The following is a 26,141-nucleotide window of genomic DNA, read 5'->3' on the forward strand; positions in this document are numbered from 1 at the left end:
CATCCCGGACGGGGTCTGACTCATGAGACTTATGACCGAAGTGTCCAGTCACGGGCCTGTCGACTGTCGTAGCGGGATGGTGCTTGCTGTCACCGAGCCACAGGGCGTGTCCCCATAGGGGCTTTGCCGATGATCAGGCGCCATCACAGTTCAGACCGCCCGGGCCAGTGTCGACTACTCAGCACGTTATGACGCGGAAGGTGAACCACCATGACCAGCAGGACGAGTAGAAAGCACAGTTCCTCCTCCGATACGGATCCGCCGGTTCGGCGCGAGGTCCTCCTGGGCGTGGACACGCACGGCGAAGTCCATGTCGCGGCCGTCATCTCCCCGCTGGGAAAGATCCTGGCCACCGAGTCCTTCCCAGCGACGGCGGCCGGCTACCGGCAGCTGCTCGTCTGGGCCCGCAAACGGGGGACGGTACGCCGGGCGGGTGTGGAGGGAACGGGCACCTTTGGCGCGGGCCTGTCCCGATATCTGCTCGCTCAGCAGATCCAGGTGTTCGAAGTGAACCGGCCCGACCGCTCGGCCCGCCGTCTGCTCGGCAAGTCGGACCCGCTTGATGCCCAGGCCGCCGCGCGAGCCGTGCTCAGTGGGCGCGCCCGGGCCCAGGCCAAATCGGGCGACGGACCCGTGCACAGCGCCCGGATCTACAAACTTGCCAAGGACTCCGCGGTCAAGGCCCGCACCCAGGCGATCAACCAGCTCAAAGCCGTCCTGGTCATCGCCGACCCCGCCCTGCGGGAACGAATGTCCAGCCTCGGCAACGCCGAGCTGTTCCGCACCTGCGCACGCCTTGGTCCACCCGACGGTGGGGGAGACGAGGAGGCGGTGACCCAGGCCACCCACATGACGTTACGCATGCTCGCCGAGCGCATCGAACAGCTCACCGCTCAGATCAACGAGCTGACCCAACGCCTGACCCGGCTCGTCGAACTCCACGCTCCACAGCTGCTGGAACCGGTGGGCATCGGCCCGGACAGCGCCGTCACTCTCCTGATCACCATGGGTGACAACCCCGAGCGGCTGAACACTGAGGCATCCTTTGCTGCCCTTTGCGGAGTCAGTCCCATCGAGTACTCCTCCGGCCGGCGAAGAACGCGTCGGCTCAACCACGGCGGCGACCGCCAGGCCAACGCCGCCCTGCACCGCATCGTCTTCACCCGACTACGCCACGACCTACGAACCCAGGCGTATTACGAACGCCGCACCCAGGAGGGAAAGGCCCGACGTGAGATCATCCGATGCCTCAAGCGATACGCCGCCCGCGAGGTCTTCAACCTGGTCAGACCGGTGTCTCGCACCCCCGTGTTATAGGGGCGTCTGTGAGACGTGAGAGGGTGCGGGGCGTGAGTGATACACCGCCGAACACCCTGCAATACCGCTTTGACGGGCCAGAAGACGCCCCGGTCCTGGTCATCGGCCCCTCACTGGGTACTACATGGCACATGTGGGACCGCCAGATACCCGAGCTCGTCCGGCACTGGAGAGTCTTCCGGTACGACCTCCCCGGGCACGGCGGCGCCCCCGCCCGGCCCGCGACCGCCGTGGCGGAGCTGGGGGACCGGCTCCTCGCGACGCTCGACGGGGTCGGGGTCCAGCGCTTCGGGTACGTGGGGTGCTCCATCGGCGGGGCGATCGGCGCGGACCTGGCGCTGCGGCACCCGCACCGGGTCGCCGCGCTCGCCCTGGTGGCGTCCTCCGCCCGGTTCGGCAGCGCCGACGAGTTCCGGCAGCGCGGCGTCATCGTCCGTACGAACGGCCTGGAGCCCATGGCGCGCACCGCGCCCGAGCGCTGGTTCACGCCCGCCTTCGCCGCGGCGCAGCCCGCCATCGTGGAGTGGGCCGTCCAGATGGTGCGGACCACCGACCCGGGGTGCTACATCGCCGCCTGCGAGGCCCTGGCCGCCTTCGACGTCCGTACGGAACTGAGCCGCATCCCCGTCCCCACCCTCGTCGTGGTCGGGGCGGAGGACCGGGTGACCGGGCCGGGCGACGCGCGCACCCTGGTCGCGGGGATACCGGACGCCCGGCTCGCGCTGGTGCCCGCGGCCTCGCACCTGGCGCCCGTCGAGCAGCCCGGGGCGGTCACCGATCTCCTGCTGACCCACTTCTCCACCGCCTGGCAGGACACCCAGGCGGCCATCCCGATGCCCGACTCCGTGCCCCGGCTCTCCGCCCCCGTCCAGCCCCTCGCGGAGATCGCCCCCGCCGGACCGGCCCCCGAAGCGGCGGCCGGCGGGCGCCCCGACCCGTACGCGCCGGGCATGCGGCTGCGGCGCGAGGTGCTGGGCGACGCGCAGGTGGACGGGGTACTGGCCGCCACCGACGACTTCACCGAGGACTTCCAGGAGCTGGTCACCCGGTACGCCTGGGGCGAGGTGTGGAGCAGGGAGGGGCTGGACCGGCGCACCCGCTCCACGGTCACGCTCACCGCGCTCGTCGCCTCCGGGCGGATGGAGAGCCTGGCCGCGCACACCAGGGCCGCCCTGCGCAACGGACTCACGCCCACCGAGATCCGGGAGGTGCTGATGCAGACGGCCGTGTACTGCGGGGTCCCGGCCGCGAGCGCCGCCTTCACGATCGCGCAGTCGGTGATTCGGGCGGAAACGACGCCGCCCGCGTAGCAGGATGGACATATGAGCAGCCATACCGGGAACACCGCGCCGACCCTGACCAAGCAGTCGCACTCCTGCATCCGCCTGGAGAAGGACGGGCGCACGCTCGTCATCGACCCGGGCGGCTTCTCGGAGGGCGACGCGGCGATCGGCGCCGAGGCGATCCTCGTGACGCACGAGCACCCCGACCACTTCGACGAGGGGCGGATCCGGGCCGGTCTCGAAGCCGACCCGGAGGCCCGGGTCTGGACCCTGCGCAGTGTCGCGGAGCGGCTGAGCGCGGCTTTCCCGGGGCGCGTCCACACGGTCGGCCACGGCGACACCTTCTCGGCCGCCGGGTTCGACATCGAGGTGCACGGCGAGCTGCACGCGGTGATCCACCCGGACATCCCGCGCGTCACCAACATCGGCTTCCTGGCCGACGGACAGGTCTTCCACCCCGGCGACGCGCTGACGGTCCCCGGCCGGGCCGTCGACACGCTCCTGCTCCCCGTGATGGCCCCGTGGAACAAGATCTCCGAGGTCATCGACTACGTGCGCGAGGTGAAGCCGCGCCGCGCGATCGACATCCACGACGCGCTCCTCGCCGACCTCGCCCGCCCGATCTACGACCGGCAGATCGGCGAGCTGGGCGGCTCCGACCACGGCCGCATGGCGCCGGGCGACTCGACGGGCCTGTGACGGCCGCCGCCCCGGCGGCTGTCAGTGGCAGGCGTTAGGTTTACGTACATGCGCATCGCCACCTGGAACGTCAACTCGATCACCGCCCGCCTGCCGAGGCTGCTGGCCTGGCTGGAGAGCAGCGGCACCGACGTGCTGTGCCTCCAGGAGACCAAGTGCACCGCCGAGCAGTTCCCCGCCGACGCGCTCCGCGAGGCGGGCTACGAGTCCGCGGTCAACGCCAACGGGCGGTGGAACGGGGTCGCGCTGATCTCCCGCGCCGGCCTCTCCGACATCGTCCTCGGCCTGCCCGAAGGACCGGCCTACGAGGACGCGCAGGAGCCCCGCGCGATCAGCGCCACCTGCGGCCCGGTGCGCCTCTGGTCGGTGTACGTGCCCAACGGCCGCGAGGTCGCCCACGAGCACTACGCGTACAAGCTGCGCTGGCTGGAGGCGCTGCGCAAGGCCGTGGCCGCCGACGCCGCCGGTGCGGTCCCCTTCGCCGTGCTCGGCGACTTCAACGTGGCCCCGACCGACGAGGACGTCTGGGACCCGGCCCTCTTCGAGGGGGCCACGCATGTCACCCCCGCCGAGCGGGAAGCCCTGGCCGCCCTGCGCGCCGAGGGCCTGTCCGACGTCATGCCCCGCCCTCTGAAGTACGACCGCCCGTACACCTTCTGGGACTACCGCGAGCTGCGCTTCCCGAAGAACAAGGGCATGCGCATCGACCTCGCCTATGGCAACGCCCCCTTCACCGCAGCGGTCAAGGACAGCTACGTGGACCGCGAGGAGCGCAAGGGCAAGGGCGCCTCCGACCACGCCCCGGTCGTGGTCGACCTGGACCTCTGAGCGTCCCCCGGCGCCCGCGTTCCGTGAACGCGCGGTGACCGTTTGGTGTTCGGCACTCGAACGACAGGCCGCGCGCCCTGTGGTGCGCAGGCGCGCCGGGATGCGATTCTGAGCGGTATGAACATCCCTTTCTTGGACAACTGGCGTAAGCGTTACGACGGGACGCGAAAGACGGGCCTCGCGGGCGTCGTCGACGCCGATCCGGAGGGCGTGGCCGAGCTGCTCGCCGAATGCGAGCTGCTCCGGGTCCGGGTGGGGGAGCGCGGCATCGAACTGGACGACAGCCCCGCCTCGTTGACGGCGCTCGACCAGCTGGTGCCGCGCTGGCGCGACGACCCGGAGGAGCTGCCCTGGCTGGGCAACGACGCCGGGCTCTACCTCGGCACGGTCCTGGTGCGCAATGTCGACGGGGCGCACTGGCACATCTGGCCGAGCGGTCAGCCCGTCGTGCGGCTCGCCTCCGGCCGGGAGATCGACGTGGTCGAGGCGGGCCTCGACTGGGCGATGTCCGGCAGCCCCGAACTGTCCCAGGTGTACGCGGAGTCCGCCGAGGGCTGACCCTCTCTCCGCGCGGCGGACCGGGCGAAGCGATAAGAATCCTTTTGCCCCATTGGTGCGTGTCGGTCGGGAAGTCCCTTGCCGGGCTGGTTAGTTTGCGCTGACCTCGACCGAGCGACAAGTGGGTAGGGCAGCGTATGGCCGTCGATCCGTTGATCGAGCTGCGAGACGTCAACAAGTACTACGGAAAGTTGCACGTACTGCAGGACATCAATCTCACCGTCGGCCGCGGGGAGGTGGTGGTGGTCATCGGCCCGTCCGGCTCCGGGAAGTCGACGCTCTGCCGGACGATCAACCGGCTGGAGACCATCGAGTCGGGCCACATCGCCATCGACGGCAATCCCCTCCCCGAGGAGGGCCGGGGGCTGGCCCAGCTGAGGGCCGAAGTCGGCATGGTCTTCCAGTCGTTCAACCTCTTCGCGCACAAGACCGTCCTCGCCAACGTCTCCCTGGCCCAGGTCAAGGTGCGCAAGCGGAAGAAGGACGAGGCGGACCAGCGCTCCCGCGAACTCCTGGACCGGGTGGGGCTCGGCGCGCACGCCGACAAGTTCCCCGCCCAGCTCTCCGGCGGGCAGCAGCAGCGCGTCGCCATCGCCCGCGCCCTCGCCATGGACCCCAAGGCGCTCCTGTTCGACGAGCCGACCTCGGCGCTCGACCCGGAGATGATCAACGAGGTCCTGGAGGTCATGCAGCAGCTCGCCCGCGAGGGCATGACCATGGTCGTCGTCACCCATGAGATGGGCTTCGCCCGCTCCGCCGCCAACCGGGTCGTCTTCATGGCCGACGGCTGCGTCGTGGAGGACCGCACCCCGGAGGACTTCTTCACCTCCCCGGAGAGCGACCGGGCCAAGGACTTCCTGTCCAAGATCCTCAAGCACTGACGGGAGGCCCTGAGTTGCGTACGAGGAAACTGATGGCCGCCTGTGCCGGCCTCCTGCTCGCCCTCTTCGCCGCGGCCTGCGGCAAGGAGGGCAGCCCGCCGGTCAAGGGCCCGAAGGCCGACCAACTGCCCGTCTACCAGGTCGACAAGGGCTTCGAGCTGCCCGAATCGCGGACCTGGCGGAGCGCGAAGAAGCGCGGCTACCTCCGGGTGGGCGCCAAGGAGGACCAGCCCTACCTGGGCGAGAAGGACCCGGCCACCGGCGTCTACTCCGGCTTCGACATCGAGATCGCCCGCATGATGTCCGCCTCGCTGGGCTTCGACCCGAAGACGATCCGCTTCAAGACGATCGCCTCCGCCAACCGCGAGACCGCCCTGCAGAACGGGCAGATCGACTACTACGTCGGCACCTACACCATCAACGACATGCGCAAGAAGTTCGTCGGCTTCGCCGGGCCCTACTACATGGCGGGCCAGGGGCTCCTGGTGCGCACCGACGAGGACGACATCCACGGCCCCCAGGACCTGGCGGGCAAGACGGTCTGCTCCGCCGCGGGCTCGACCCCGTACCAGCGGATCGCGGCCGACTACCCGAAGGCGAAGCTCGTCTCGTACGACACCTACTCGATCTGCGTCGACAACCTGCTGACGTTCCAGGTGGACGTCGTCACCACCGACGACGCGATCCTGCTCGGCTTCGCCGCCAAGGCGCCCGACGAGATGAAGGTCGTCGGCAAACCCTTCTCCGAGGAGCCGTACGGCATCGGGGTCCCGCGCAGCGACAACGCCCTGCGCTTCGCGCTCAACGACGCGCTGGAGGCCAATGAGAAGAACGGCAACTGGAAGAAGGCGTTCGACGCGACGCTCGGACTGTCCGGCGCCCCCGCGCCCAAGCCGCCGCCCATCGACCGCTACCCGGCGAACTGAGAGGACGGCCCACCCCCATGGACGTACTCACCGACAACTTCTCGCTCTACGGCAAGGGCTTCCTCGGCACGCTCGAACTCACCGTCTACGCCTCGATCCTTGCGCTGGTCCTCGGCTTCGTCATGGCCTCGTTCCGGGTGGCGCCGGTCGGCTCGCTCCGGGTGTTCGGCACGGTATGGGTGACGGTCCTGCGCAACACCCCGCTGACCCTGCTCTTCTTCGCCGTGCTCCTCGGCCTGCCGCGCTTCGGGCTCGTCCTGCCGTTCAACGTGTTCGCGATCCTCGCGCTGGGGTGCTACACCTCCGCGTTCATCTGCGAGGTGCTGCGCTCCGGCATCAACACCGTGCCCACCGGACAGGGCGAGGCGGCCCGGAGCCTCGGGATGACCTTCGGGCAGAGCCTCGGCTCCATCGTGCTGCCGCAGGCGTTCCGCTCGGTGATCCCGCCAATCGGCTCGACGCTCATCGCGCTCGCGAAGAACTCGGCGATCGCCGGGGCGTTCAGCGTCACCGAACTCCTCGGTACCTACAAGACCCTCAACGAGCTGGGGTACAGCATCATCTGGACCTTCGTGTGGATCGCCGTGGGGTACCTGATCATCACCCTCGCCATCAGCGCGCTCTTCCACGTCATGGAAAAGCGCTGGGGAGTCGCCCGATGACCGCCCACACCGCACCCACCGCCAACGCCCTGTACGACATCCCGGGGCCGCACACCCGCAAACGGCACCGCCTCTACGGGATCGTGTCGACGGTCCTCATCCTCGCGCTGATCGGCTGGGTGATCTATCTCCTCTTCGACACCGACCAGTTCACCGCCGCCAAGTGGACGCCCTTCGAGTACAAGGGCATCCAGGAACTCCTGCTGCGCGGACTCGGCAACACCCTCAAGGCGTTCGCGTACGCCGCCGTCCTCTCGCTGGCCCTCGGCGCCGTCCTCGCGGTCGGGCGGCTCTCCGAACACCGCCCGGTGCGCTGGGTGGCGACGATCCTCGTCGAGTTCTTCCGCGCCATGCCCGTCCTGGTGATGATCTTCTTCATCTTCGTGGCGCTGAAGGTGCAGCCGCTGCCCGCGCTGGTCGCCGGACTGACGCTCTACAACGGCTCGGTGCTCGCCGAGGTGTTCCGTACCGGCATCAACTCCGTGGAGCGCGGCCAGCGCGAGGCGGCGTACGCGCTGGGCATGCGGAAGACGCAGGTCACCACCTTCGTCCTGGCCCCGCAGGCGATCCGCGCGATGCTGCCCACCATCATCAGCCAGCTGGTGGTGGCCCTGAAGGACACCTCGCTCGGCTACCTCATCACGTACGAGGAATTCCTCCACGCGGGCAAGCTCATCGCCTCCAATTTGGACTACGATCTGCCTTTCATCCCCGTGGTGATGGTGATCTCGCCGATCTACATCGGGATGTGCATGCTGCTCTCCTGGTTCGCCACCTGGGTGGCGAGGCGGCAACGGCGCAATCCGAAGACGGAGGCGGTGGGCGTCGGACCGGCACAGCCCGGCACACTGATGCCGGGAGGGCGGTAGACGGACGGGAGCGGGGTCCGCCCGGCAGCAGCCGGTGATCACTTCTCGCACGCGGGAAGAAGGTCAGCTGCGCGCCGGCGGACCGGTCAGCCGAGGGCGCTCCTCGTCTGCCACTCGTTCCACGAGACGTTCCACGCCCCGTAGCCGTTGCCCTCCGCGACCGTGCCCTTCGTCTCCGCACCCGTGATCTCGAACGGGTCGCCGACGTGAGCCTGCCGGTAGAGGGCGGCGGCGTTCGCGTCGCTCATCCCGACACACCCCGAACTGTGGTTCGCCACCCCGAAGTACGCCGCGTTCCAGGGCGCCGCGTGGGCGTACATGCCCGACCAGGTCAGCCGCATCGAGTAGTCGACCATCTTGTCGTACGTGTGGCCCAGGCCCACGGTCTCGGAGCGCATGTTGATCGTGCCCTCCTTCGCCATCAGCACGGCCGTCCCCCGCCACGAGCGCTTGTCGCCGCCCGGAGTGCCGCCGGACACGGGCACGTCCATGACCGTCCGGCCGTCCCGCTGCAGCGCCAGCCGGTGCCGGTCCAGGTCCACCTTCACCACCTGGCTCGCGCCCACCGTGAACGTCGTCGCGTAGTCCCGTACGAAGAAGCCGCCGCCCTGGCCCGAGTCGACGCCGTTCAGCTCGGCGTCCAGCGTGATGCGCGTCCCGGACTTCCAGTACTCCTTGGGGCGCCAGTCGACGCGGTCGCGGCCCGAGTAGTCGCGCAGCCAGCCCCAGGAGCCCTCGGTGTGGTTCGAGGTCGACACCTTGAGGGCCTTCTCGACGGCCGCCTTGTCCTTGACCGGGTTGTCGAACACGATCGACAGCGGCTGGGCGATGCCCACCGTCGTGTTCTTGCCCGGCGCCAGCGTCAGCTTGTTCACCTTGTCCGCCGCCCGCGTCGTGAACGAGGCCGTGTCGCTGCCGCCCGAGGTGTCGCGCGCCTCCACCCGGTACGCGGTGCCGGGCGCCGCCGCCCGGTCGGACGTCCAGGTCCGCCCGTCGGCGGATATCCGGCCGCTGAGTGTGCCGTCCTTCCCGGCCGAGACGGTCACCTCATTCAGCTTTCCGGCCGCCAGGGTCACCGTCACCGGCTTCCCCGCGGCGGCCGCGGTGCCGTGAAGATTGACCGAGATGGAGGCCCGCGCCGCCTTCGAGGGAGCCGCGTCGCCGTTCTTGCCGGCCTCGCGGTCCGACGCGGCGGCGCCGCCGGAACAGGCCGTGAGGGTCACGCCGAGCACCGCGCAGCCGGCGATCAGCGCGAGCCGGGCGGGGCGCTGCGGGCGCGCCGGTATCAGGAATGCGGGAATCAACGGAAAACCTCCAGGGCGGTACTCGGTCATCGGTGAAGAGGAACGCACCGGAGCCTAAGTTCCGTAAATCCGCGGAAAAGCTGGAATTCCCTGTGTGACGGGAAGCGCAGCGCAACGGTCATGGTCCGGTCACATTCGGCGCGCGGACCCGTCACGGACCGCTGTGAGCATCCTGTGCAGCCCCGCAGAGCAGACCGCGGGGCCCACGAGGGGGAGGGCCACCGACATGTCAGCGCTGCTCGCGACCGGAGACCGCAGCAGGGAACGGGACCTGCGCGTCCACGGCCTCACGCCCGACGCGCACCGGGCCCACCTGGCCACGCGGGCCGACGCCAGCTTCCTGCAGCACCCCTCCTGGGCCGGGGTGAAAGAGGGCTGGTCCTCGGAAAGCCTCGGCTGGCACGACGAAGACGGCACCCTCAACGGCAGCGCACTCGTCCTCTACCGGCAATTCCCTGGCACCCGGAAATACTTCGCCTATCTTCCGGAGGGCCCGGCCGCCGACTGGGCCGATCCCGGAATGGACCGCTGGCTGCGCCCCCTGCTCGCGCACCTGCGCGCCGCCGGGGCGTTCGCCGTACGCATCGGCCCCAGCCCTGCCTACCGCCGCTGGACCGGCGCCCGCCTCAAGGCCGCCACCGGCCCCGGCCGCACCGTCGGCGACGTCCTGGCGAGCGAGGTCGACCCGCTCGGTGCCGCCGTGGCCGACCGGCTGCGGGCGCGCGGCTGGCGGCGCTGCGGCGGGGACGGCGACGACGCGGACGCCCAGCCCCGGTACGTCTTCCGGGTGCCGCTCGCCGGGCGCACCACCGAGGACCTGTGGTCCGGGCTCAACCAGGAGTGGCGCCGCAACGTCCGCCGCGCGCAGAAGGCCGGGGTGCGCATCGTGACCGGGAGCGCCGCCGAACTGCCCGAGTTCCACCGGCTGCTGAGGATCACCGAGGAGCGCGACGGCTTCCGGCTCGGCCGCTCGCTCGGCTACTACCAGCGCCAGTACGCGGTGCTCAACGCCGAGCGGCCCGGCCGGATGAAGCTCTGCCTCGCCGTGCACGACGGGGAGATCCTGGCCGCCCACACCATGATCAGCACCGGCCGCCGGGTCTGGTACCAGACGGGAGCCTCCGCCGACCACCGCCGCGAGGTCCGCCCCAGCAACGCCCTGCAGTGGCAGATGATGTGCGACGCCCTCGCGGGCGGCGCCGAGGTGTACGACATGCGCGGGGTATCCTCCACCCTCGATCCCCACGACCGGCCCTTCGGGCTGCTGCGCTGGAAGCTGGGCACCGGCGGGGAGGTCGTGGAGACCCTCGGAGAGTGGGAGACATCGGTGGGCGGAGCCGCCAACAACACGTTGTACCGGGCGTTCCAGGCGTACCTGGCACGCCGGTGACGGCCACCGGCGCCGCCCCGGAGGCGGCCGCCCCCGAGGAGGAGAACGGCGCGCGCGGCTCCGGCTCGGTGCTGCGCAGCGGCGCCGTGATGGCCGCCGGGTCCCTCGTCTCGCGGGCCACGGGGTTCATACGCTCGGCGGTCGTCGTCGCCGCGCTCGGCACCGGACTGCGGGCCGACGGCTACACGGTCGCCAACACCGTGCCCAACATCCTCTACATGCTGCTCATCGGCGGCGCCCTCAACGCGGTCTTCGTCCCCGAACTCGTCCGCGCCGCCAAGGAGCACGGCGACGGCGGGGCCGCGTACACCGACCGCCTGCTCACCCTGTGCACCGTGGGCCTGCTCGCCCTCACCGCCCTCGCCGTCCTCGGCGCACCGCTGATCATCCAGGTGTACGCCCCCACCTACGACGGCGACCAGGCCGAACTCACCATCGCCCTGGCCCGCTACTGCCTGCCGCAGATCCTCTTCTACGGCCTGTTCACGCTCCTCGGCCAAGTTCTCAACGCCCGCGACCGGTTCGGCGCGATGATGTGGACGCCGGTCCTCAACAACCTCGTGATCATCGCCGTGTTCGGGCTCTACCTCTGGACGGCGGCGGGCTCCGACGGCACCCTCACCCCCGCGCAGGCGCAGTGGCTGGGCTGGGGCACCACGGCGGGCATCGCCGTGCAGAGCCTCGCCCTGGTGCCCTCGCTGCGCGCCGCGAAGTTCCGCTGGCGGCCCCGGTTCGACTGGCGCGGCAGCGGACTGACCCGGCCGCTGCGCGCCGCCGGCTGGCTCGTCATGCTCGTCCTCACCAACCAGGCCGCGTACTGGGTGATCACCCGCCTCGCCACCGCGAGCGGCCAGCACGCGACGGAGCAGGACGTCGCGGGCGGCGCCGGCTACACCGCGTACAGCTACGCCTATCAGCTCTGGGTCGTCCCGCAGGGCATCGTGACCGTCAGCCTCGTCACCGCGCTGATGCCGCGCATGAGCCGGGCGGCGGCCGGGGGCGACCTCGCCGGGGTGCGGCGCGACCTCTCGTACGCGCTGCGCACCTCCGCCGCCGTGGTGGTCCCGGCCGCCGCGCTGCTGCTGGCGCTCGCGCCCTGGGTGATGGGCTCGGTCTTCGGCTACGGGCGCACCGGTCCGGCGGACATCACGGTGATGGCGGGCATGATGGCCGCGTTCGCCCCCGGGCTCATCGCCTTCTCCGGGCAGTACGTGCTCTCGCGCGGGTTCTACGCGATGAGCGACACCCGCACCCCGTTCCTGCTGAACCTGGTCATCGCGGCCCTCAACGCCGGGCTCTCGGTCGCCGCCTATCTGACGCTGCCCGCGCGCTGGGCGGTGACCGGCATGGCGGGCGCGTACTCCGTCGCTCTGCTCACCGGCTTCGCCGTCACCGCGTACGTGCTGCACCGCAGGCTCTCCCCGCGCGGCGCCCCGCGCCCCCGGCTCGGCCGCTCGCCAGGGATGTGGGCGCATGTGCGGCTGATGGCCGCGTGCGTGCCGGCCGGTGCGCTGGCCTACGGGTCGGCCCGCGCCGTCGACACGGAGGGTTCGGGCCTCGGGGACTTCGCCGCGCTGGGCGCCGGGGCCGTTGTGCTCGCGCTGGTCGTGGCGGGGCTGGCCCGGCCGCTGCGGCTCACCGAGGTGAGCGCCGCGCTGAACGCCGCCCGGGGCCGGCTGCGGCGCGGCTGAACCGGCCCGCGTCGCTCTTCTGTTCGAATCCATTCCTTGATCGCTGGGATACTGACGTCATGCCTCGCGTGCTCCTCATAGAAGACGACCCCTCCGTACGCGAAGGGGTCGAGCTGGGCCTGCGCAGGCGCGGCCACGAGCTGCGGGCCGTCGGCACCGGCGAGGCCGGGCTCGCCGCGCTCGGCGACTTCCGGCCGGACCTGGTCCTCCTCGACCTGATGCTGCCCGGCATGAACGGCGTCCAGGTCTGCCGCCGCATCCGTGAGACCAGCCAGCTCCCCGTGATCATGCTGACCGCGCGCGGCGACGACTTCGACGTCGTCGTGGGCCTGGAGGCCGGCGCCGACGACTACATCGTCAAGCCCGCCCGTACCGAGGTCATCGAGGCCCGTATCCGGGCCGTGCTGCGCCGCCTCGCCGTCCCGGCCGGGCGCGGCGGCATCGAGGCGCACGGTGAGCTGGCCGTGGACCGCGCGGGCCTCGCCGTCGCCAAGAGCGGCGAGCGACTGCTCCTCGCCCCCTCCGAACTGAAGCTGCTGCTCCACCTCTCGGCCTCGCCCGAACAGGTCTTCAGCCGCCAGCAGCTCCTGGAACACGTGTGGGAGCACAGCTACCACGGCGACGCCCGCCTGGTCGACGCCTGCGTCCGCCGCCTCCGCCAGAAGATCGAGGACGTCCCGGGCACCCCGCGTTACATACAGACCGTCCGAGGCTTCGGCTACCGCTTCGGGCCCCTTACGTGAAACTGTTCGCTGCCCGCCTCGGCCTCCGCACCCGGCTGATCGCGGCGTTCCTCTTCGTCGCGGCCGTCAGCGCCGCCACCACCGCCGCGCTCACCTACCGCGAGGCCCGCTCCGCGATCCTCCAGCAGGCGCAGGACTCCGCCGTCGACCAGTTCCGCGACCGGGTCGGCGACCAGGCCGTCAGCCTGCCCATCGACGGCGAGCAGCTGCGCCACGTCTGCCTGGAGCTGGCCCGGGCGGGCGGCGGGCGCGGCTGGACCGTGTTCGCCGAGTACGGGAAGCTGCGGGCCTCCTCGTCGGACCGATCCTCCTCCGGGGTGATCACCGCCGACCTGCGTACCGCCACCCGTGACAACACCCACGGCTCCTTCCAGCGCGTCGTCAAGGACGGCAGGCCATGGCTGACCGTCGGCATGCCCGCCCTCTTCGACCGGGGCGACGGCACCCAGCCCACCGGCCTCGTCCTCTACGCCGTGATGCCGCTGTCCACCGAGGAGGCCAACGTGGCCGCCATGGTCACCGCCGCCCGCGACGGCGCCCTGCCCGCCCTGCTCGTCGCCCTGGTGCCTGCCCTGCTCGCCTCCCGCAGCGTCCTGCGCCCGGTCCGCGACCTGCGTCGGGCGGCTGCGGGCATCGGCAGGGGCGAGCTCGACACCCGGATCACGGTGCGCGGCTCCGACGAACTCGCCGACCTCGCCTGGACGTTCAACGAGTCGTCCACCAAGCTCCAGGAGTCCGTCGAGGAGTTGCGCCGGGCCGAGGAGCGGGCCAGGCGCTTCGCCTCGGACGTCTCCCACGAACTGCGCACCCCGCTCGCCGGTATGCTCGCCGTCACCGAGGTCCTGGACGAGGACGCCGGTGAACTCCGCCCCGACACCGCCGCCGCCGTCCGCCTGATCAGCACGGAGACCGGCAAACTGGCCACCCTGGTCGAGGACCTGATGGAGATATCCCGCTTCGACGCCCGCGCGGCCGAGCTGCACCTGGACGAGGTCGACGTCGCCGAGACCGTCCGCAAGACCCTGCAGGGCCGCCGCTGGGAGGGCCGGGTCACCACCGAACTCCCCGACGGTGTCCGGGCGGTGCTCGATCCGCGCCGCTTCGACGTGGTCGTCGCCAACCTGGTCGGCAACGCTCTGCGGCACGGCGCGGAGCCCGTCACCGTACGGGTGCGCGGAGGCGACCGGCTCGTCCTGGAGGTGGAGGACAGCGGGCCGGGCATCGACGCGGCGGTGCTCCCGCACATTTTTGACCGGTTCTACAAGGCCGACGCGGCCCGGACCCGGTCGGCGGGCAGCGGTCTCGGTCTCGCCATCGCCCAGGAGAACGTACGGCTGCACGGAGGGACGGTCGGCGCGGCGAACCGGCCCGGGGGCGGTGCGGTGTTCACCGTGGAGCTGCCGATGGGGAAGCGGTGAGGGGCCGGCGCGTGCTCGGCGCGCTGCTGCCCGTGCTGCTGCTCGCCACCGGGTGCGGGATCCGCGCGACGGACGTCGTGGAGGCGGGTGAACCGGCGACCGTGGAGGTGGCCCCGGCGGGCGAGCACGGCGCCCTGGTGTACTTCGTTTCCTCGTCATCGGCGTCCCGGTTGATGCCGGTCGTCCGGAGCATCAGCCCCCCGGAGGGCGTCGGCGGTGGGATCTCGGCGGACAACCGGCTCGGCGGGGTGTCCGCCGCGCTGTACCTGCTCTTCGAGGGGCCCACCCGCGCGGAGCGCGACGCCGGACTGCGCTCGGAGCTGCCCTCCGGCCGGATGAAGGCAGCCGTCGAGCTGAGTGCCGACGGCGTGAAGGCCACCATCGACATCCCGGTCATCGGCCTCTCGGAGGCCGCCCGCCAGCAGCTGGTCTGCACCGCGGCAACCGCCCGTACCGCCGACCGTACGGAAGTGGTCACGGTGACGGGCACCGACGGTGCCATCGGTCCGACGCACTGCTCGGTCTGACCGTTCCCGCCGCTCAGCCGGTCTTGCGGGCGACCGCCCCGTAGACGCCGATCGTGGCCGGCACCGCTGCCACGGGTGCGTCCGACCGCCAGGACGGGACGGGGACCAGGCCCGGCGTCAGGAGCTCGAAGCCGTCGAAGAACTTCTCGATCTCCTGGTGGGAGCGTGGGGTGAGGGGCGTGGTCGCGTGGGCGTAGACGGCTTGTGCCGCCCGGCAGTCGGCGAAGTCGTCGGTGGCGTGCGAGAGCACCAGGCAGCTGCCGGCCGGGAGCGCGTCGCGCAGGGTGGCGACGACCCGCTGGGGCTCCTGCGCGTCGGTGAGGAAGTGCAGCACCGAGGTGAGGACCAGGGCGACGGGCCGGCCGAAGTCGATGACCTCGCGGACATGCGGATGGTCCACGACGGCCTGCGGGTCGCGGAGATCGGCGAGGGCGACGCCGACCAGGTGGGAGCTGCGCAGCAGGGCGTCCGCGTGTGCGGTGACGATCGGGTCGTTGTCGACGTACGCGACGCGCACGTCGGGTGCCGCTTCGAGGGCGACCTCGTGCACGTTGGGGGAGTGGGGCAGCCCGGTGCCGATGTCGAGGACCTGCCGCAGGCCCGCGCCGACGACATGGCGGACGGCGCGTTCCAGGAAGGCGCGGTTGGCCCGGGCACCGGCCCGCTCCTGGGCCGCGGCGGCCACGAGCTCCTCGCCGGCCTGCTGGTCCACCCGGTAGTTGTCCTTGCCGCCGAGCAGGTAGTCGTAGATCCTTGCGGAATGAGGCCGACCGGTGTCGATCACCGGGGCGGGTAAGCCGTGCTGCCTCAAGTGGCGCTCCTCTCGGCGGCCGCTGCGGTCGGATTCCAGAGTCTGCCGATGCGGCGATCCTGCCTTTGCGTCCGACAACATGTCAACTAAAGTACACACAAAGCAAGATCGATGATGGCGAGAGAGATCACCACGTGAGCGCGAGCCGTGATGAGGGAGAGCCCCGAAGGGGCCCTGCCGGCGAAGGGCCGCACCCGCGACCGCATTCCCTCGCGCACAAGCTGAAGTCGCTGATGGCCCACCGGAAGGACGCGCGGGGCAGGGCCTACGTCTCGCGCACCCTGTCGCAGGCGGTGGACGACCTGCCCGACCCGCCCACGACGACGTCGTTCGCGCTCATCGCGAAACTCGCCGGCGGCCAGCAGGACAACCCGACGATCAAAACCGTCCTCGCCCTGTGCCGGGCCCTGGGCGACGTGCCGCCCGCCTACCTGCTGCCGCACCCCGGCTACGACGACCTCGCGGCACTCGAAGCCTTCGAGAACCCTCTCGCGCGCCGTGTGCTCGTCCTGCTGGGCGATCTTCCGGAGAGCGAATTCCGCAAAGTGATCGCGCAGTTGGAGGACCGGCGCAGGACCCTCGGCCTGCCCGCCGTGCCCGACGACGGACCGGGTGCGGAGAAGCCGAAGAGGGCCCGGCGACGACGGACCGAAACCGAAGCCGCCCAGTACGCGGCCGATGCACTGGAAGGTCTCTGATGGACGGCTTGATATTCGGCGCCTGCACCGTCGCGGGAGTGCTCGTCACCGCGCTCTGCGCCCGCAGAGCGCTTCACCACCCGCGCGTGTTCACCTGGTTAATCGCGGTCGCGTTCGGTGTGTGCACGGTGGGCGTCTTCTTCGCGGTCCCTGCGGTCGCAAGGACGACCGAGGAGGTCACCGGACTGGACAACGCCGGGAAGCTGGTGGCGCACATCTGCGCCATCCTCTGGTGTGCGGCGTTGCAGATGACGATGGTGGACCTGGCCTACCGCCCGGAGTACCTGCGCGCCGCCCTGTACCAGCGCGTGTGCCTGGCGGTCGTCGTCCTGGCCGTCATGGTCCCGCTCTTCCTCACCACGAACGGCCAGGCCGTCGAGTTCACCACGGCGTACGCCGACCACTCGGCCGTGACCGCCTACCTGCTGGTCTACCTCTCCTACGTCCTGATCACCTGCGGCGAACTCGCCTTCATGTGCGGCCGCACCGCCCGCCGGGCCCGGACCACCCGCCCCTGGACCGGCGCCGGTTTCACCCTGTGCGCCGTCGCGGCCGTCCTGGGCGTCGGCTACACGATGACCAAGGGCTCGTACCTCGTCTGCTACGCACTCGGCAGCCCCTGGTCCCTCGACATCGAGGAGGCGGCGAGCCCGGCACTGAGCGGGCTCGCCGTCCTCTTCCTCTTCGCCGGGCTGACCATGCCGATGCTCGTCGGGCTGCGGCAGCGGCTGCGCGGCGGCGAGCACACCGCGCCCGAGAGCCCCCTGCCCGCGGACTAGTTGGTGCCGGAGGTCAATTCACCGAACAGCCGGTTCGCCGCCTCGGAGGTGAACTGGCGCTGGAGCTCGGCCCGCGCGATCCGCTTCTTGAACTCGCCCTCGTAGCCGCTGTATCCGGCGTTGTGCATGAGGTCGGTGATCCAACTGGCGAACGCCTGGTAGTTCCAGACGTGGTCCAGGCAGGACTGCGAGTAGCCGTCGAGGAGGCTCGCGTCACCGTCCTTCACACGGCGGATCACCGCGCGGGCGAAGACCTCGGCGTCGTGCAGCGCCAGGTGGATGCCCTTGGCGCTCATCGGCGGCACGATGTGCGCGGCGTCGCCCAGGAGGTAGAGGCTGCCGTAGCTCATCGGGTCGAACACCACGCTGCGCAGCGGGACGATCTGCCGGGACAGGATCTCGCCGCGCGCCGGCGGGGTGCCGAAGCGGGCCTCCAGTTCACTCCAGACGCGCTCGTCCGGCCATTGCTCGGGGGTGTCGTCGACCGCGCACTGGAGGTAGACGCGGCTGGCCCCGGGGCCTCGCGGAATCATCCCGGCCAGGCCCCGCTCGTGGATCGCCATCCCCGAGGGTTCGGTCTCGGTGGCGGCCAGGACGCTGAGCCAGGAGTAGCCGTACTCGTGGGAGTACTCGGTCAGTTCGGAGGCGGGGACGGAGCGGCGGGAGACGCCGTGGAAGCCGTCGCAGCCGGCGATGTGGTCGCCGCGGATCACCCCTGCGGTGCCGTCGGCGTCCCGGTAGCGCACCACGGGGCGTCCCTCGGTGAGGTTCTCCAGGGCGACGTCGGCGGCTTCGTAGCGCAGGTCGCCGCCCTCGCGCAGGAAGATCTCGGTGAGGTTGCGCACCAGCACCTGCTGCGGGCAGTACATGCTCTCGTTGTCGTCATCGTCCACGTCGACCGGCATCGCGTGGCCGTCGAGGTAGAAACCGCCCTCGGTGTGCGGAATCGGGTCGCCCGCCAGGACCTCTTCGAGTCCCCAGGCGCGGAACAGGCGCACCCCGTAGGTGTCGATGGTTCCGGCGCGCTGCCGCTTCTCGACGTAGGCGCGCGCGTGCTTCTCCAGCACCGTGCAGTCGACGCCGTTGCGCAGCAGGAAGTTGCCCAGCGCCAGACCGGCGACGCCGGCCCCGATGATGACGACGGTCGTGTCGTCGTGTGTCTCAGTCATGCACTCCACTGTGAAAGGCCCGCGGACCGCAAACCACTGGTAACCGGACTCCTGATACCGGAAACCCGCCAGGCTTGGGTGCGGCTAGCGCCCGTGGATGCGGAGGCCCGCCTGGTAGCGGCCGGGTGTCTGGCCGACGACGTCGGTGAAGGCGTCGATGAAGGTGGAGGGGTTGGACCAGCCGCACGCCACCGCGGTCTCCGTCACCGACATTCCGTCGGTCAGGTGCGCCAGGGCGTGGTGGATCCGCAGGGTGGTTCGCCAGCGGTGGAAGCTCATGCTCAGCTCGCTGTGGAACAGGCGGCTGAGGGTGCGCTCGCCGGCCCCGACCGCCCGGCCCAGCGCGGCCAGGGTGTCGGGCCGGGCGGGGTCCGCGCGCAGGAGGTCGGTGGCGGCGCGCAGCCGGTCGTCACTGGCCTCGGGAAGGTGCAGGGAGGTCTCCGCGGCATCGGCCAGCTCGTCCACGATCACGCCGAGGAGACGCCGGTGGGCACCGGGCCGCCGCTCCGGCTCATCGGTGAGCGCCAGCAGGGCCTCCCGCAGCAACGGGCTCACCGCGAAGACGCTGGGGTGGTCGATGAGACCGGCGCACAGATCGCGCGGCACGGACACCAGCCGCACGTCGGTCTGCCCGTAGAAGCGGTGCGCGTGCGCGAAGCGCGGGGGCGTCCAGGTGATCCGGTCCGCCGGGGCGACCCAGGTGCCGCGCTCCGTCGTGGTGGCCAGCACTCCGGCGGCGGCGTAGACCAGCTGGCCCTGGTGGTGGCTGTGCGGGTCGAGCCGGTAACCGTGCGGCAGCCAGGCTCCGCCCTGCAGAATCGGATCCTCCGCGTCCGTGGGCGGCGGCGAGGGCTGGCGGTTTGTCGGCATCGGTCACCAGTTTACCGGGAACCGCCGCGCCCCGGCCGCTCAGGCCCCCGCGCGGTGCGAGGTGCGCGGTGCGGGGACCGGGGCCTGGGCCGCGCGGGTGACGTCGGCGACGAGCTCGACCACATCGGGGCCGTATGCCTGGGAGTTGACCACCTTCAGGAGCAGGCAGAAGGTGCTGTTGCCGTGCTTGCGGGCGAGGCGTTCGTGGTTGCGGGCCAGGTAGCGGGTGGCGGCCTGGTTGGTGATGGCCTGCTGGCCGCAGAAGAGGAAGACCGGTCTGGCGTCCTGACCGGTCGTCAGCCGGGCCAGCAGCACGTACTCGCTGGCGCCCTTCTCGACCCGGTAGCGCTCCGAGCCGATCTGGAAGGCGCCCCGGTCGGGTCCGGGCTCCGGTTCGGTGTTGATCCGCACCCCGGGGAGCAGGGAGTGCAGATGCGCGGCCATCCGGCGGTTGGACACCGGGCCGCCGACGCAGAACTCCGTACGCTCGCCGATGCCCTGCTGCGCGATGTCGTGGGACAGGATCTGGGCGTGCGCCTCGCAGTCCTTGATCAGCGCGGACAGTTCGAGCAGGGCGAAGACGTCGTGGCGGTGGACCGAGCCGTCGCCGCCCGCGTCGCGGTTGACGACGAGCAGGCACTCGGAATTCCCCGGCAGCCCGAAGAACGCCTGCTTGCGGCGGAGCTTGCGCCGCCACAGATAGGTGCGCGCGAGCCAGCCGAGGGCGGCGCTGATGCCGGCGGCTATCACGCCCAGCACGATGTTGCGTACGTCGTCGGTCATGGGCGGGCATGTTAGCGGGCATTCGGCCTCAAGTTCGAGGCGGTCCTGACGGGGCGGGCGGAGCGGCGTTACCCTGCGCGGACGATCCTTCACCGGAGGTTGCGCATGCGACGTTCCATCAGGCGAAACGTGTCGTTGGCGGCGATTCTGGCCGCCGTCGTGTCGGTCGGGGCCGCCGCCCCCTCCTCGTCCGCCCACCCCGGACATGATCCCGCGCCACCGCCCATGTCACCCGTCGCGGTGGGATACGGGGGAGCGGTGTCCAGCGTCGACGCGGACGCTTCGGCCGCCGGCATCGAGGTGCTGCGCAACGGCGGCAACGCGGTCGACGCCGCCGTGGCCACGGCCGCCGCGCTCGGCGTCACCGAGCCGTACTCCGCGGGGCTCGGCGGCGGTGGCTACTTCGTCTACTACGACGCCCGCAGCCACACCGTCCGCACCATCGACGGCCGCGAGACCGCCCCGCGCAGCGCCGACTCCTCCCTCTTCCTGGAGAACGGCAAGCCGCTCGACTTCGCGGACGCGGTGACCAGCGGGCTGAGCATCGGCACCCCCGGCACCCCCGCCACCTGGGACACCGCTCTGGACACCTGGGGCAGCAAGTCGCTCCGGCAGGTCCTGAAGCCCGCCGAACGGATCGCCCGGGACGGCTTCGTCGTGGACGAGACGTTCCGCTCGCAGACGGCCGGCAACGAGGAGCGGTTCCGGGACTTCCCGGCCACCCGCAAGCTGTTCCTGCCCGGCGGAAAGCTCCCCGAGGTCGGCTCGGTCCTCAGGAACCCGGACCTGGCGCGCACCTACGAGGAGGTCGGCCGCAAGGGCGTGGACGAGCTCTACCGGGGCGAACTCGCCGAGGACGTCGTACGGACCGTACGCAACCCGCCCGTCGACCCGGCGTCCGACCGCGTCGTCCGCCCCGGCGACCTGACCGCGAAGGACCTGCGCTCCTACCGCGCGCTGCGGCGGGAGCCCACGAAGGTGAACTACCGGGGGCTCGACGTGTACGGCATGGCGCCGTCCTCCTCGGGCGGTACGACGGTGGGCGAGGCCCTCAACATCCTGGAGTCCACGGACCTCTCGCGGGCGAGCGAGGCCCAGTACCTGCACCGCTTTATCGAGGCGAGCCGCATCGCGTTCGCCGACCGGGGGCGCTGGGTCGGCGACCCCGCCTTCGAGGACGTGCCGACGAAGCAGCTGCTCAGCCGGCGGTTCGCGGACGCGCGGGAATGCCTGATCAAGGACGACGCGGTCCTGACCAGTCCACTGGCCCCGGGCGACCCGCGCCACCCCGGCGCCTGCCGCTCCACGGGGAAGGCCGCGCCGACCACGTACGAGGGTGAGAACACCACGCACCTGACGACCGCCGACAAATGGGGCAACGTCGTCGCGTACACGCTGACCATCGAGCAGACCGGCGGCAGCGGGATCACCGTGCCGGGGCGCGGCTTCCTGCTCAACAACGAGCTGACCGACTTCTCCTTCGCGCCGGCCGACCCCGCCGTCCACGACCCCAACCTGCCCGGCCCCGGCAAGCGCCCGCGCTCCTCGATCTCGCCGACCATCGTGCTCCGGCACGGCGAGCCGGTCCTCGCCCTCGGCTCGCCCGGCGGCGCGACCATCATCACCACCGTGCTCCAGACGCTGACCGGCAAGCTGGACCGGGGGCTCCCGCTGGTCGACGCCATCGCCGCGCCCCGGGCCAGCCAGCGCAACGCACCGGCCACCGAGCTCGAACCGGCCCTGTGGAACAGCCCGTTGCGGGCGAAGCTGGAATCCCTCGGCCACGTCTTCAAGCTCAACCCGGAGATCGGCTCGGCGACCGGCGTGCAGCGGCTGCCCGACGGGCGGTGGCTCGCCGCGGCCGAGAAGGAGCGGCGCGGTGGCGGCTCGGCGATGGTGGTGAGGCCCAGCGGGCGGCCCTGACCCGCACACCGCACAGGGGGGCACGGCACGACCAACTCCTCGCCAGAAGGGCGCCCCCCCCGTGCGCATGCGAACGCTTGCCCTCGTCACGGCCTCCGGTGCCGCACTGCTCACCGCGGGCACCCCGGCCCCCGTCACCCTCGCGGTGGCGGGGGACCCGGACCCGGCCCTCGCCGCGCCCGCTCCGGCACCCCGGCCCGTGCTGCCGGCCATGTCGCTCGCCCTGGTGGCGCCGGTCCACCGGGCGCCCGCCCGGGCGCACCGCTCCCGACCCGGGCCCGCCCCGGCCCGCGACCGTGAGGGCACCGGGTTCGGGGCGGCCGATCTGCTGGCCAAGGCGTCGGCCTGCGAGCAGGTCTCGGACGGCAAGTACCGGACGGACGAGGCGACTTCGGCGACGGTACCGGTATGCGGTGCGGACAACGCGATCTTCTGGAAGGCCGACCTGGACATCGACTGCGACGGACAGGTCACCGCCGCCTGCAACCCGTCCACCGACCCCGCCTTCCACGGCGACACCGCCTTCCACGCCTCGGACGGCCGCCCGCTGAACGCGGCGAAGCTGCCGTACGTGGTCGTGCCCGCGCCCTCAGGCGTCTGGGACTACGCGAAGTCCGGCATCAAGGGCGGCGGGGTCGTCGCCGTCGTGCACGGCGAGAAGGTGGAGTACGCGGTCGTCGGCGACGTCGGCCCGGAGCGCATCATCGGCGAAGCCTCGTACGCCACGGCGCAGTCGCTCGGCATCGACCCGGACCCGGGCAGCGGCGGCGCGCCCTCCGGGGTCACGTACATCCTGTTCAAGGACTCCCGGGTGTCACCGATCGAGGACCATGAGGCCGCCGTGCGTACGGGGCAGGCCCTCGCGGAGGAGTTCGTACACGGGGATTAGGGCCTGTCGTCAAACTGCCGTCGTCCGCCCGGCAGACGGCAGTTTGACGACAGGCCCTAGAGCGCGGTCAGGATGCGCGGGCCGTCGTCCGTGATCGCCACCGTGTGCTCGGCGTGCGCGGCCCGGCTGCCGTCGGTCGTGCGCAGGGTCCAGCCGTCGCGGTCCGCGCGGTACGTGTCCACGCCGCCCCCGATGAGCATCGGCTCGATGGCCAGCACCATGCCGTGGCGCAGCGGCATCCCGCGCCCCGGACGGCCCTCGTTGGGCACCCCCGGGTCCTCGTGCATCTCGCGGCCCACGCCGTGCCCGCCGAACCCCTCGGGGATGCCGTAGCCCGCGCCGCGGCAGACGGTGCCGATGGCGTGCGCGATGTCACCGATCCGGTTGCCGACGGTGGCCGCCGCGATGCCCGCTTCCAGGGCCTTGTACGCGGTGTCGATGAGCCGGGTGTCGGCGGGGCGGGCGCGGCCCACGGTGAAGCTGATCGCGGAGTCGCCGGCCCAGCCGTCCAGCGTGGCACCCGCGTCGATGCTGACCAGGTCGCCGTCGCGCAGCCGGTAGTCCGTGGGGATGCCGTGCACGATCGCGTCGTTGACCGACGCGCAGATCACCGCGGGGAAGGGGACCGGAGCGAAGTGCGGCCGGTAGCCCAGGAACGGCGAGCCCGCGCCCGCCTCGCGCAGCACCCCGCGCGCCACCTCGTCCAGTTCGCGCAGCGAGACGCCGGTCTCGGCGGCCTCCCGGGCGGCGGTGAGCATGCGGGCGACGACGCGGCCGGTCGCACGCATGGCTTCGATGGATGTGTCCGTCTTGAGTTGCACCATGCCAATTACAATACCGCAATTACTATACCGGTCTGAGTGGGGTCGGGATCCGGGCGGTATTAGAATGACGGCATGGTCCGTACCCCCCTGACCCCCGAAGAGCGCCTGCGCGGCGAACGGCTCGGTCTGCTGCTGCGCGAGGCGCGCGGCCCCCGCTCCATGACCGAGATCGCCGCCCATGCCGGAATCTCCGCCGAGACCCTGCGGAAGATCGAGACCGGCCGCGCCCCCACCCCCGCGTTCTTCACCGTCGCCGCCCTCGCGGGCGCGCTCGGCCTCTCCATGGACGAACTCCTGCTGCGCTGCGCCCCGGAACCGGCTGCGGTGCCGCTCGCCGGATAGCGGGGGACTCGCGCCCCGCTTGCGCCCGCGCGCATAGTCTGGGGGTCATGAGCCTCCAGGACTTCGCGCGCAGCGAGTACGTCAGCCTGACCACGTACCGCAAGGACGGCACGCCCGTCGCCACCCCCGTCTGGGCCGTGGCCGAAGGCGGCGAACTGCTCGTCTGGACCAAGACGGACTCCTGGAAGGTCAAGCGCCTGCGCAACGACACCCGGGTCCGGGTCACCGTCTGCGACGTGCGCGGGCGGACCGAGGAGGGCGCCCCGAGCGCCGAGGGCACCGCCCGGCTGCTCGACGAGCGGGGGACTGCCGCCGTGCGCCGGGCCATCGGCCGCAAGTACACCTGGAAGTACTGGCTGCTCGACTACCCGGCGATGATCGTCCGCCTCGGCAAGCGCCCGCACACCGGGATCGCCATCACCCTCTGAGCCCCGCGCCGGTCCGGGCCGGGCGTTGAAGGCCCGCCCCGCCCGCCTCGCACCCGCAAAGCGCGCGTAGCCGTCCCGTAACACGCCTGCGGTCGAATGCCCCGGACCGGAGGGTTCCGGGCGACGGCGGCCGAAGGCGACGGTGACGGTGCATCAAGAGGTGGTATCGGTACGGGACTTCGCGGTACATCTGCGCGAGCTGGTGGCGCTCCTCGATCCCGGGCGGGGGTGGTACGGGGTCTTCCGCCGCCGTGACCCCGTGGGGATGGACGCCTGCCTGGAGGGCGCGGAGCTGCCGCCCTGGGACGTGATGGAGGCGCTGTTCGCCGACCTGGCGGAGGCGCGGGGGAGCGCGTACGCGGAACAGGCGTCGGCGCGTGCCGCCCGGCTCCACGCGGACTGCGCCCTCAGCCTCGACCGCCGCCCCGGCGGCCGCGCCCGCCTGGTGGAACGGCTCGGCCTCATGCTGCGCGAGCAGGCGTACGCCGCCGAGCGGCTGCGGGCGGCCCGCGACCATGGCGACGGGGGTGACGCGGCACTCGCCTGGGCCCGCGACGACCATGCCCGCGCCTCGGCCCGCTGCGCCGAACTCCGCAGCCGCCTGGCGGCCGTCTCCCGTACCCCGGACCGGTTCGTAACGGGGTCGGGGTCGGCGGCCCCCGTGAGACCCGCGGCCCCCGAGCCGGAGACCGCGTCCGAGCCCGCGCCCCGCGCGACCCCGCCCGCCCGGAAGCGGAAGGCGACCGGAGCCCGGTTCGCGGGCCTGGAGGCCGAGGACGGCGGCGCGGAGAGGGCGCCCGTGCTGCCCGCCGCCCCGGCCGCCTCACCGCGCGGCGCCCGCTTCGGCGGAGCGCCCGCCGCCCCCGGCACCGAGCAGCCAGCGGCCTCACCGGACCCGGCGGCGCTCCGGACCGCGCAGGCGGTCGTGGCCGCGCTGCTCCGGTTGCGCGCCGAGGGCCGCAGCGGCGAGGCGCACGCCGTGCTCTGCGAGGCAGCGGCCCTCCCCGGGCACCGGCTGCCGCTCCTGGCCGTGGAGCTGCACCGGGCCGGGCTCGGCGCGGACTGGGCGACCCTGCTCTGGGAGGTCGCCTCGCTGCCCCCGGACGGGCTCGCGGCCGCCGTGGACGCGCTGGCGGCGGCGGGACGGACCGAGGACTGCGGGCAGCTGCTGCGGCAGGGCGTCGCGCGTCCGGCCGCCGAGATCGCCGAGGCCGCGACCGCCCTCGACCGGGCGGGCCGGGGTCCACTGGCGCAGACGCTGCTCGGCGCCTTCGTCCGGGTCCGGTCGCCGCAGGACGCGGCCAGGGTCGCTTCGATCGACCCGCCCCGGCTCGTACCGCAACTGCTCGCCGCCGCCCGGACGGTGTCCGAGGAGCGCGAACGCGGCGTCGAGCATGCCCTGCGCGTGGCGGGGCTCGGCTGAGGCGCGCGGGGTACTGGCCCGCACGGGTGTGAAACATGATCGACTCAGCCGGTTCACGGCGATGGTCTTGCCCCGCCGTGTGACGGGGCTTACGTTCTCCCCTACG

At 71.8% G+C, this 26,141-nt stretch carries 27 protein-coding genes; 21 read left to right on the top strand and 6 right to left on the bottom strand.

Annotated elements, in window-relative coordinates; genetic code table 11:
- The first annotated feature begins 210 nt into the window (after positions 1-210).
- The 9 genes from OHS17_RS28175 (at position 211) to OHS17_RS28215 (ending at position 8,023) form a co-directional block, all read left to right on the top strand.
- Complete coding sequence (locus OHS17_RS28175) at positions 211-1,317, top strand: IS110 family transposase (RefSeq protein ID WP_330314401.1); 1,107 nt, start codon at positions 211-213, stop codon at positions 1,315-1,317.
- Positions 1,318-1,349: 32 nt separating this feature from the next.
- Positions 1,350-2,627, top strand: a complete 1,278-nt coding sequence (pcaDC, locus tag OHS17_RS28180) for a bifunctional 3-oxoadipate enol-lactonase/4-carboxymuconolactone decarboxylase PcaDC (RefSeq protein ID WP_330314402.1) — start codon at positions 1,350-1,352, stop codon at positions 2,625-2,627.
- A gap of 12 nt (positions 2,628-2,639) precedes the next feature.
- Complete coding sequence (locus tag OHS17_RS28185; RefSeq protein WP_330314403.1) at positions 2,640-3,299, top strand: MBL fold metallo-hydrolase; 660 nt, start codon at positions 2,640-2,642, stop codon at positions 3,297-3,299.
- 48 nt (positions 3,300-3,347) lie between these two features.
- Positions 3,348-4,127 (top strand): exodeoxyribonuclease III, encoded by a 780-nt coding sequence (locus OHS17_RS28190; RefSeq protein WP_330314404.1) that lies wholly within the window; start codon positions 3,348-3,350, stop codon positions 4,125-4,127.
- A 117-nt stretch (positions 4,128-4,244) separates the two neighbouring features.
- Entirely contained in the window at positions 4,245-4,685 is a 441-nt protein-coding gene (locus OHS17_RS28195; RefSeq protein WP_330314405.1) for a DUF6278 family protein, read from the top strand.
- A gap of 137 nt (positions 4,686-4,822) precedes the next feature.
- Entirely contained in the window at positions 4,823-5,566 is a 744-nt protein-coding gene (locus OHS17_RS28200) for an amino acid ABC transporter ATP-binding protein (protein ID WP_164631497.1), read from the top strand.
- Between the two features lie 32 nt (positions 5,567-5,598).
- Positions 5,599-6,492, top strand: a complete 894-nt coding sequence (locus tag OHS17_RS28205; RefSeq protein ID WP_330314406.1) for a glutamate ABC transporter substrate-binding protein — start codon at positions 5,599-5,601, stop codon at positions 6,490-6,492.
- Between the two features lie 17 nt (positions 6,493-6,509).
- Positions 6,510-7,154, top strand: a complete 645-nt coding sequence (locus tag OHS17_RS28210; RefSeq protein WP_018100426.1) for an amino acid ABC transporter permease — start codon at positions 6,510-6,512, stop codon at positions 7,152-7,154.
- Positions 7,151-8,023 (top strand): amino acid ABC transporter permease, encoded by an 873-nt coding sequence (locus OHS17_RS28215; RefSeq protein ID WP_328903419.1) that lies wholly within the window; start codon positions 7,151-7,153, stop codon positions 8,021-8,023. The genes OHS17_RS28210 and OHS17_RS28215 overlap by 4 nt, the downstream gene beginning before the upstream one ends.
- 86 nt (positions 8,024-8,109) lie before the next feature.
- Here OHS17_RS28215 and OHS17_RS28220 read toward each other — a convergent pair whose 3' ends face one another.
- Positions 8,110-9,327: a L,D-transpeptidase gene (locus tag OHS17_RS28220; RefSeq protein WP_330314407.1), complete on the bottom strand. Its 1,218-nt coding sequence runs from the start codon at positions 9,325-9,327 to the stop codon at positions 8,110-8,112.
- A 226-nt stretch (positions 9,328-9,553) separates the two neighbouring features.
- Between OHS17_RS28220 and OHS17_RS28225 the strand changes: the two genes are divergently transcribed.
- Genes OHS17_RS28225 through OHS17_RS28245 form a run of 5 tightly spaced genes read left to right on the top strand, consistent with a single transcriptional unit; the run spans position 9,554 to position 15,096 of the window.
- Positions 9,554-10,717: a lipid II:glycine glycyltransferase FemX gene (locus OHS17_RS28225; RefSeq protein ID WP_330314408.1), complete on the top strand. Its 1,164-nt coding sequence runs from the start codon at positions 9,554-9,556 to the stop codon at positions 10,715-10,717.
- The gene (gene murJ, locus OHS17_RS28230; RefSeq protein ID WP_330314409.1) at positions 10,714-12,408 is read left to right on the top strand and encodes a murein biosynthesis integral membrane protein MurJ; all 1,695 of its coding nucleotides are present in this window, start codon (positions 10,714-10,716) and stop codon (positions 12,406-12,408) included. The genes OHS17_RS28225 and murJ overlap by 4 nt, the downstream gene beginning before the upstream one ends.
- Before the next feature lie 59 nt (positions 12,409-12,467).
- Entirely contained in the window at positions 12,468-13,151 is a 684-nt protein-coding gene (locus OHS17_RS28235; protein WP_330314410.1) for a response regulator transcription factor, read from the top strand.
- The gene (locus OHS17_RS28240) at positions 13,148-14,569 is read left to right on the top strand and encodes a sensor histidine kinase (protein ID WP_330314411.1); all 1,422 of its coding nucleotides are present in this window, start codon (positions 13,148-13,150) and stop codon (positions 14,567-14,569) included. The genes OHS17_RS28235 and OHS17_RS28240 overlap by 4 nt, the downstream gene beginning before the upstream one ends.
- Positions 14,566-15,096, top strand: a complete 531-nt coding sequence (locus tag OHS17_RS28245) for a hypothetical protein (protein ID WP_330314412.1) — start codon at positions 14,566-14,568, stop codon at positions 15,094-15,096. Before OHS17_RS28240 ends, OHS17_RS28245 begins: the two co-directional genes overlap by 4 nt.
- 13 nt (positions 15,097-15,109) lie before the next feature.
- Here OHS17_RS28245 and OHS17_RS28250 read toward each other — a convergent pair whose 3' ends face one another.
- Positions 15,110-15,907, bottom strand: coding sequence for an SAM-dependent methyltransferase (locus OHS17_RS28250; protein ID WP_330314413.1), 798 nt, complete (start codon positions 15,905-15,907; stop codon positions 15,110-15,112).
- 233 nt (positions 15,908-16,140) lie between these two features.
- On the opposite strand from OHS17_RS28250, the gene OHS17_RS28255 reads away from it, so the two are divergent.
- Both OHS17_RS28255 and OHS17_RS28260 read left to right on the top strand, forming a co-directional pair.
- Positions 16,141-16,605, top strand: a complete 465-nt coding sequence (locus OHS17_RS28255) for a hypothetical protein (protein ID WP_330314414.1) — start codon at positions 16,141-16,143, stop codon at positions 16,603-16,605.
- Complete coding sequence (locus OHS17_RS28260; protein ID WP_330314415.1) at positions 16,605-17,384, top strand: hypothetical protein; 780 nt, start codon at positions 16,605-16,607, stop codon at positions 17,382-17,384. The genes OHS17_RS28255 and OHS17_RS28260 overlap by 1 nt, the downstream gene beginning before the upstream one ends.
- Here the strand turns inward: OHS17_RS28260 and OHS17_RS28265 are convergent.
- From OHS17_RS28265 to OHS17_RS28275, 3 genes are all read right to left on the bottom strand, one after another.
- Positions 17,381-18,553, bottom strand: a complete 1,173-nt coding sequence (locus OHS17_RS28265; RefSeq protein ID WP_330314416.1) for a 4-hydroxybenzoate 3-monooxygenase — start codon at positions 18,551-18,553, stop codon at positions 17,381-17,383. The two genes, OHS17_RS28260 and OHS17_RS28265, sit on opposite strands and share 4 nt — an antisense overlap.
- A gap of 84 nt (positions 18,554-18,637) precedes the next feature.
- Positions 18,638-19,423: an AraC family transcriptional regulator gene (locus OHS17_RS28270; protein ID WP_330314417.1), complete on the bottom strand. Its 786-nt coding sequence runs from the start codon at positions 19,421-19,423 to the stop codon at positions 18,638-18,640.
- Between the two features lie 39 nt (positions 19,424-19,462).
- Complete coding sequence (locus OHS17_RS28275; RefSeq protein ID WP_330314418.1) at positions 19,463-20,206, bottom strand: hypothetical protein; 744 nt, start codon at positions 20,204-20,206, stop codon at positions 19,463-19,465.
- A 105-nt stretch (positions 20,207-20,311) separates the two neighbouring features.
- Between OHS17_RS28275 and ggt the strand changes: the two genes are divergently transcribed.
- Positions 20,312-22,129, top strand: coding sequence for a gamma-glutamyltransferase (gene ggt / locus OHS17_RS28280; protein ID WP_330314419.1), 1,818 nt, complete (start codon positions 20,312-20,314; stop codon positions 22,127-22,129).
- A 67-nt stretch (positions 22,130-22,196) separates the two neighbouring features.
- Positions 22,197-23,018 (top strand): glycoside hydrolase family 75 protein, encoded by an 822-nt coding sequence (locus OHS17_RS28285; protein ID WP_330314420.1) that lies wholly within the window; start codon positions 22,197-22,199, stop codon positions 23,016-23,018.
- Between the two features lie 56 nt (positions 23,019-23,074).
- Here the strand turns inward: OHS17_RS28285 and map are convergent, their stop codons facing one another.
- Positions 23,075-23,842 (bottom strand): type I methionyl aminopeptidase, encoded by a 768-nt coding sequence (gene map / locus OHS17_RS28290; protein WP_018100410.1) that lies wholly within the window; start codon positions 23,840-23,842, stop codon positions 23,075-23,077.
- 72 nt (positions 23,843-23,914) lie between these two features.
- Between map and OHS17_RS28295 the strand changes: the two genes are divergently transcribed.
- From OHS17_RS28295 to OHS17_RS28305, 3 genes are all read left to right on the top strand, one after another.
- Positions 23,915-24,184: a helix-turn-helix domain-containing protein gene (locus OHS17_RS28295; RefSeq protein ID WP_018100409.1), complete on the top strand. Its 270-nt coding sequence runs from the start codon at positions 23,915-23,917 to the stop codon at positions 24,182-24,184.
- Between the two features lie 47 nt (positions 24,185-24,231).
- Positions 24,232-24,612, top strand: a complete 381-nt coding sequence (locus OHS17_RS28300; RefSeq protein ID WP_330314421.1) for a PPOX class F420-dependent oxidoreductase — start codon at positions 24,232-24,234, stop codon at positions 24,610-24,612.
- A gap of 142 nt (positions 24,613-24,754) precedes the next feature.
- Positions 24,755-26,035: a hypothetical protein gene (locus tag OHS17_RS28305; RefSeq protein ID WP_330314422.1), complete on the top strand. Its 1,281-nt coding sequence runs from the start codon at positions 24,755-24,757 to the stop codon at positions 26,033-26,035.
- Positions 26,036-26,141: the final 106 nt, after the last annotated feature.

The organism is Streptomyces sp. NBC_00523 (assembly GCF_036346615.1).
Classification (GTDB): Bacteria; Actinomycetota; Actinomycetes; order Streptomycetales; family Streptomycetaceae; genus Streptomyces.

Excerpts from the sequence above, each read along its gene's own strand:
- OHS17_RS28175 (WP_330314401.1), top strand. The coding sequence starts at position 211 with ATGACCAGCAGGACGAGTAGAAAGCACAGTTCCTCCTCCGATACGGAT.
- OHS17_RS28185 (WP_330314403.1), top strand. The coding sequence starts at position 2,640 with ATGAGCAGCCATACCGGGAACACCGCGCCGACCCTGACCAAGCAGTCG.
- OHS17_RS28190 (WP_330314404.1), top strand. The coding sequence starts at position 3,348 with ATGCGCATCGCCACCTGGAACGTCAACTCGATCACCGCCCGCCTGCCG.
- OHS17_RS28195 (WP_330314405.1), top strand. The coding sequence starts at position 4,245 with ATGAACATCCCTTTCTTGGACAACTGGCGTAAGCGTTACGACGGGACG.
- OHS17_RS28200 (WP_164631497.1), top strand. The coding sequence starts at position 4,823 with ATGGCCGTCGATCCGTTGATCGAGCTGCGAGACGTCAACAAGTACTAC.
- OHS17_RS28205 (WP_330314406.1), top strand. The coding sequence starts at position 5,599 with ATGGCCGCCTGTGCCGGCCTCCTGCTCGCCCTCTTCGCCGCGGCCTGC.
- OHS17_RS28210 (WP_018100426.1), top strand. The coding sequence starts at position 6,510 with ATGGACGTACTCACCGACAACTTCTCGCTCTACGGCAAGGGCTTCCTC.
- OHS17_RS28215 (WP_328903419.1), top strand. The coding sequence starts at position 7,151 with ATGACCGCCCACACCGCACCCACCGCCAACGCCCTGTACGACATCCCG.
- OHS17_RS28225 (WP_330314408.1), top strand. The coding sequence starts at position 9,554 with ATGTCAGCGCTGCTCGCGACCGGAGACCGCAGCAGGGAACGGGACCTG.
- OHS17_RS28235 (WP_330314410.1), top strand. The coding sequence starts at position 12,468 with ATGCCTCGCGTGCTCCTCATAGAAGACGACCCCTCCGTACGCGAAGGG.
- OHS17_RS28255 (WP_330314414.1), top strand. The coding sequence starts at position 16,141 with ATGGCCCACCGGAAGGACGCGCGGGGCAGGGCCTACGTCTCGCGCACC.
- OHS17_RS28260 (WP_330314415.1), top strand. The coding sequence starts at position 16,605 with ATGGACGGCTTGATATTCGGCGCCTGCACCGTCGCGGGAGTGCTCGTC.
- OHS17_RS28265 (WP_330314416.1), bottom strand. The coding sequence starts at position 18,553 with ATGACTGAGACACACGACGACACGACCGTCGTCATCATCGGGGCCGGC.
- OHS17_RS28270 (WP_330314417.1), bottom strand. The coding sequence starts at position 19,423 with ATGCCGACAAACCGCCAGCCCTCGCCGCCGCCCACGGACGCGGAGGAT.
- OHS17_RS28275 (WP_330314418.1), bottom strand. The coding sequence starts at position 20,206 with ATGACCGACGACGTACGCAACATCGTGCTGGGCGTGATAGCCGCCGGC.
- ggt (WP_330314419.1), top strand. The coding sequence starts at position 20,312 with ATGCGACGTTCCATCAGGCGAAACGTGTCGTTGGCGGCGATTCTGGCC.
- OHS17_RS28285 (WP_330314420.1), top strand. The coding sequence starts at position 22,197 with ATGCGAACGCTTGCCCTCGTCACGGCCTCCGGTGCCGCACTGCTCACC.
- map (WP_018100410.1), bottom strand. The coding sequence starts at position 23,842 with ATGGTGCAACTCAAGACGGACACATCCATCGAAGCCATGCGTGCGACC.
- OHS17_RS28295 (WP_018100409.1), top strand. The coding sequence starts at position 23,915 with ATGGTCCGTACCCCCCTGACCCCCGAAGAGCGCCTGCGCGGCGAACGG.
- OHS17_RS28300 (WP_330314421.1), top strand. The coding sequence starts at position 24,232 with ATGAGCCTCCAGGACTTCGCGCGCAGCGAGTACGTCAGCCTGACCACG.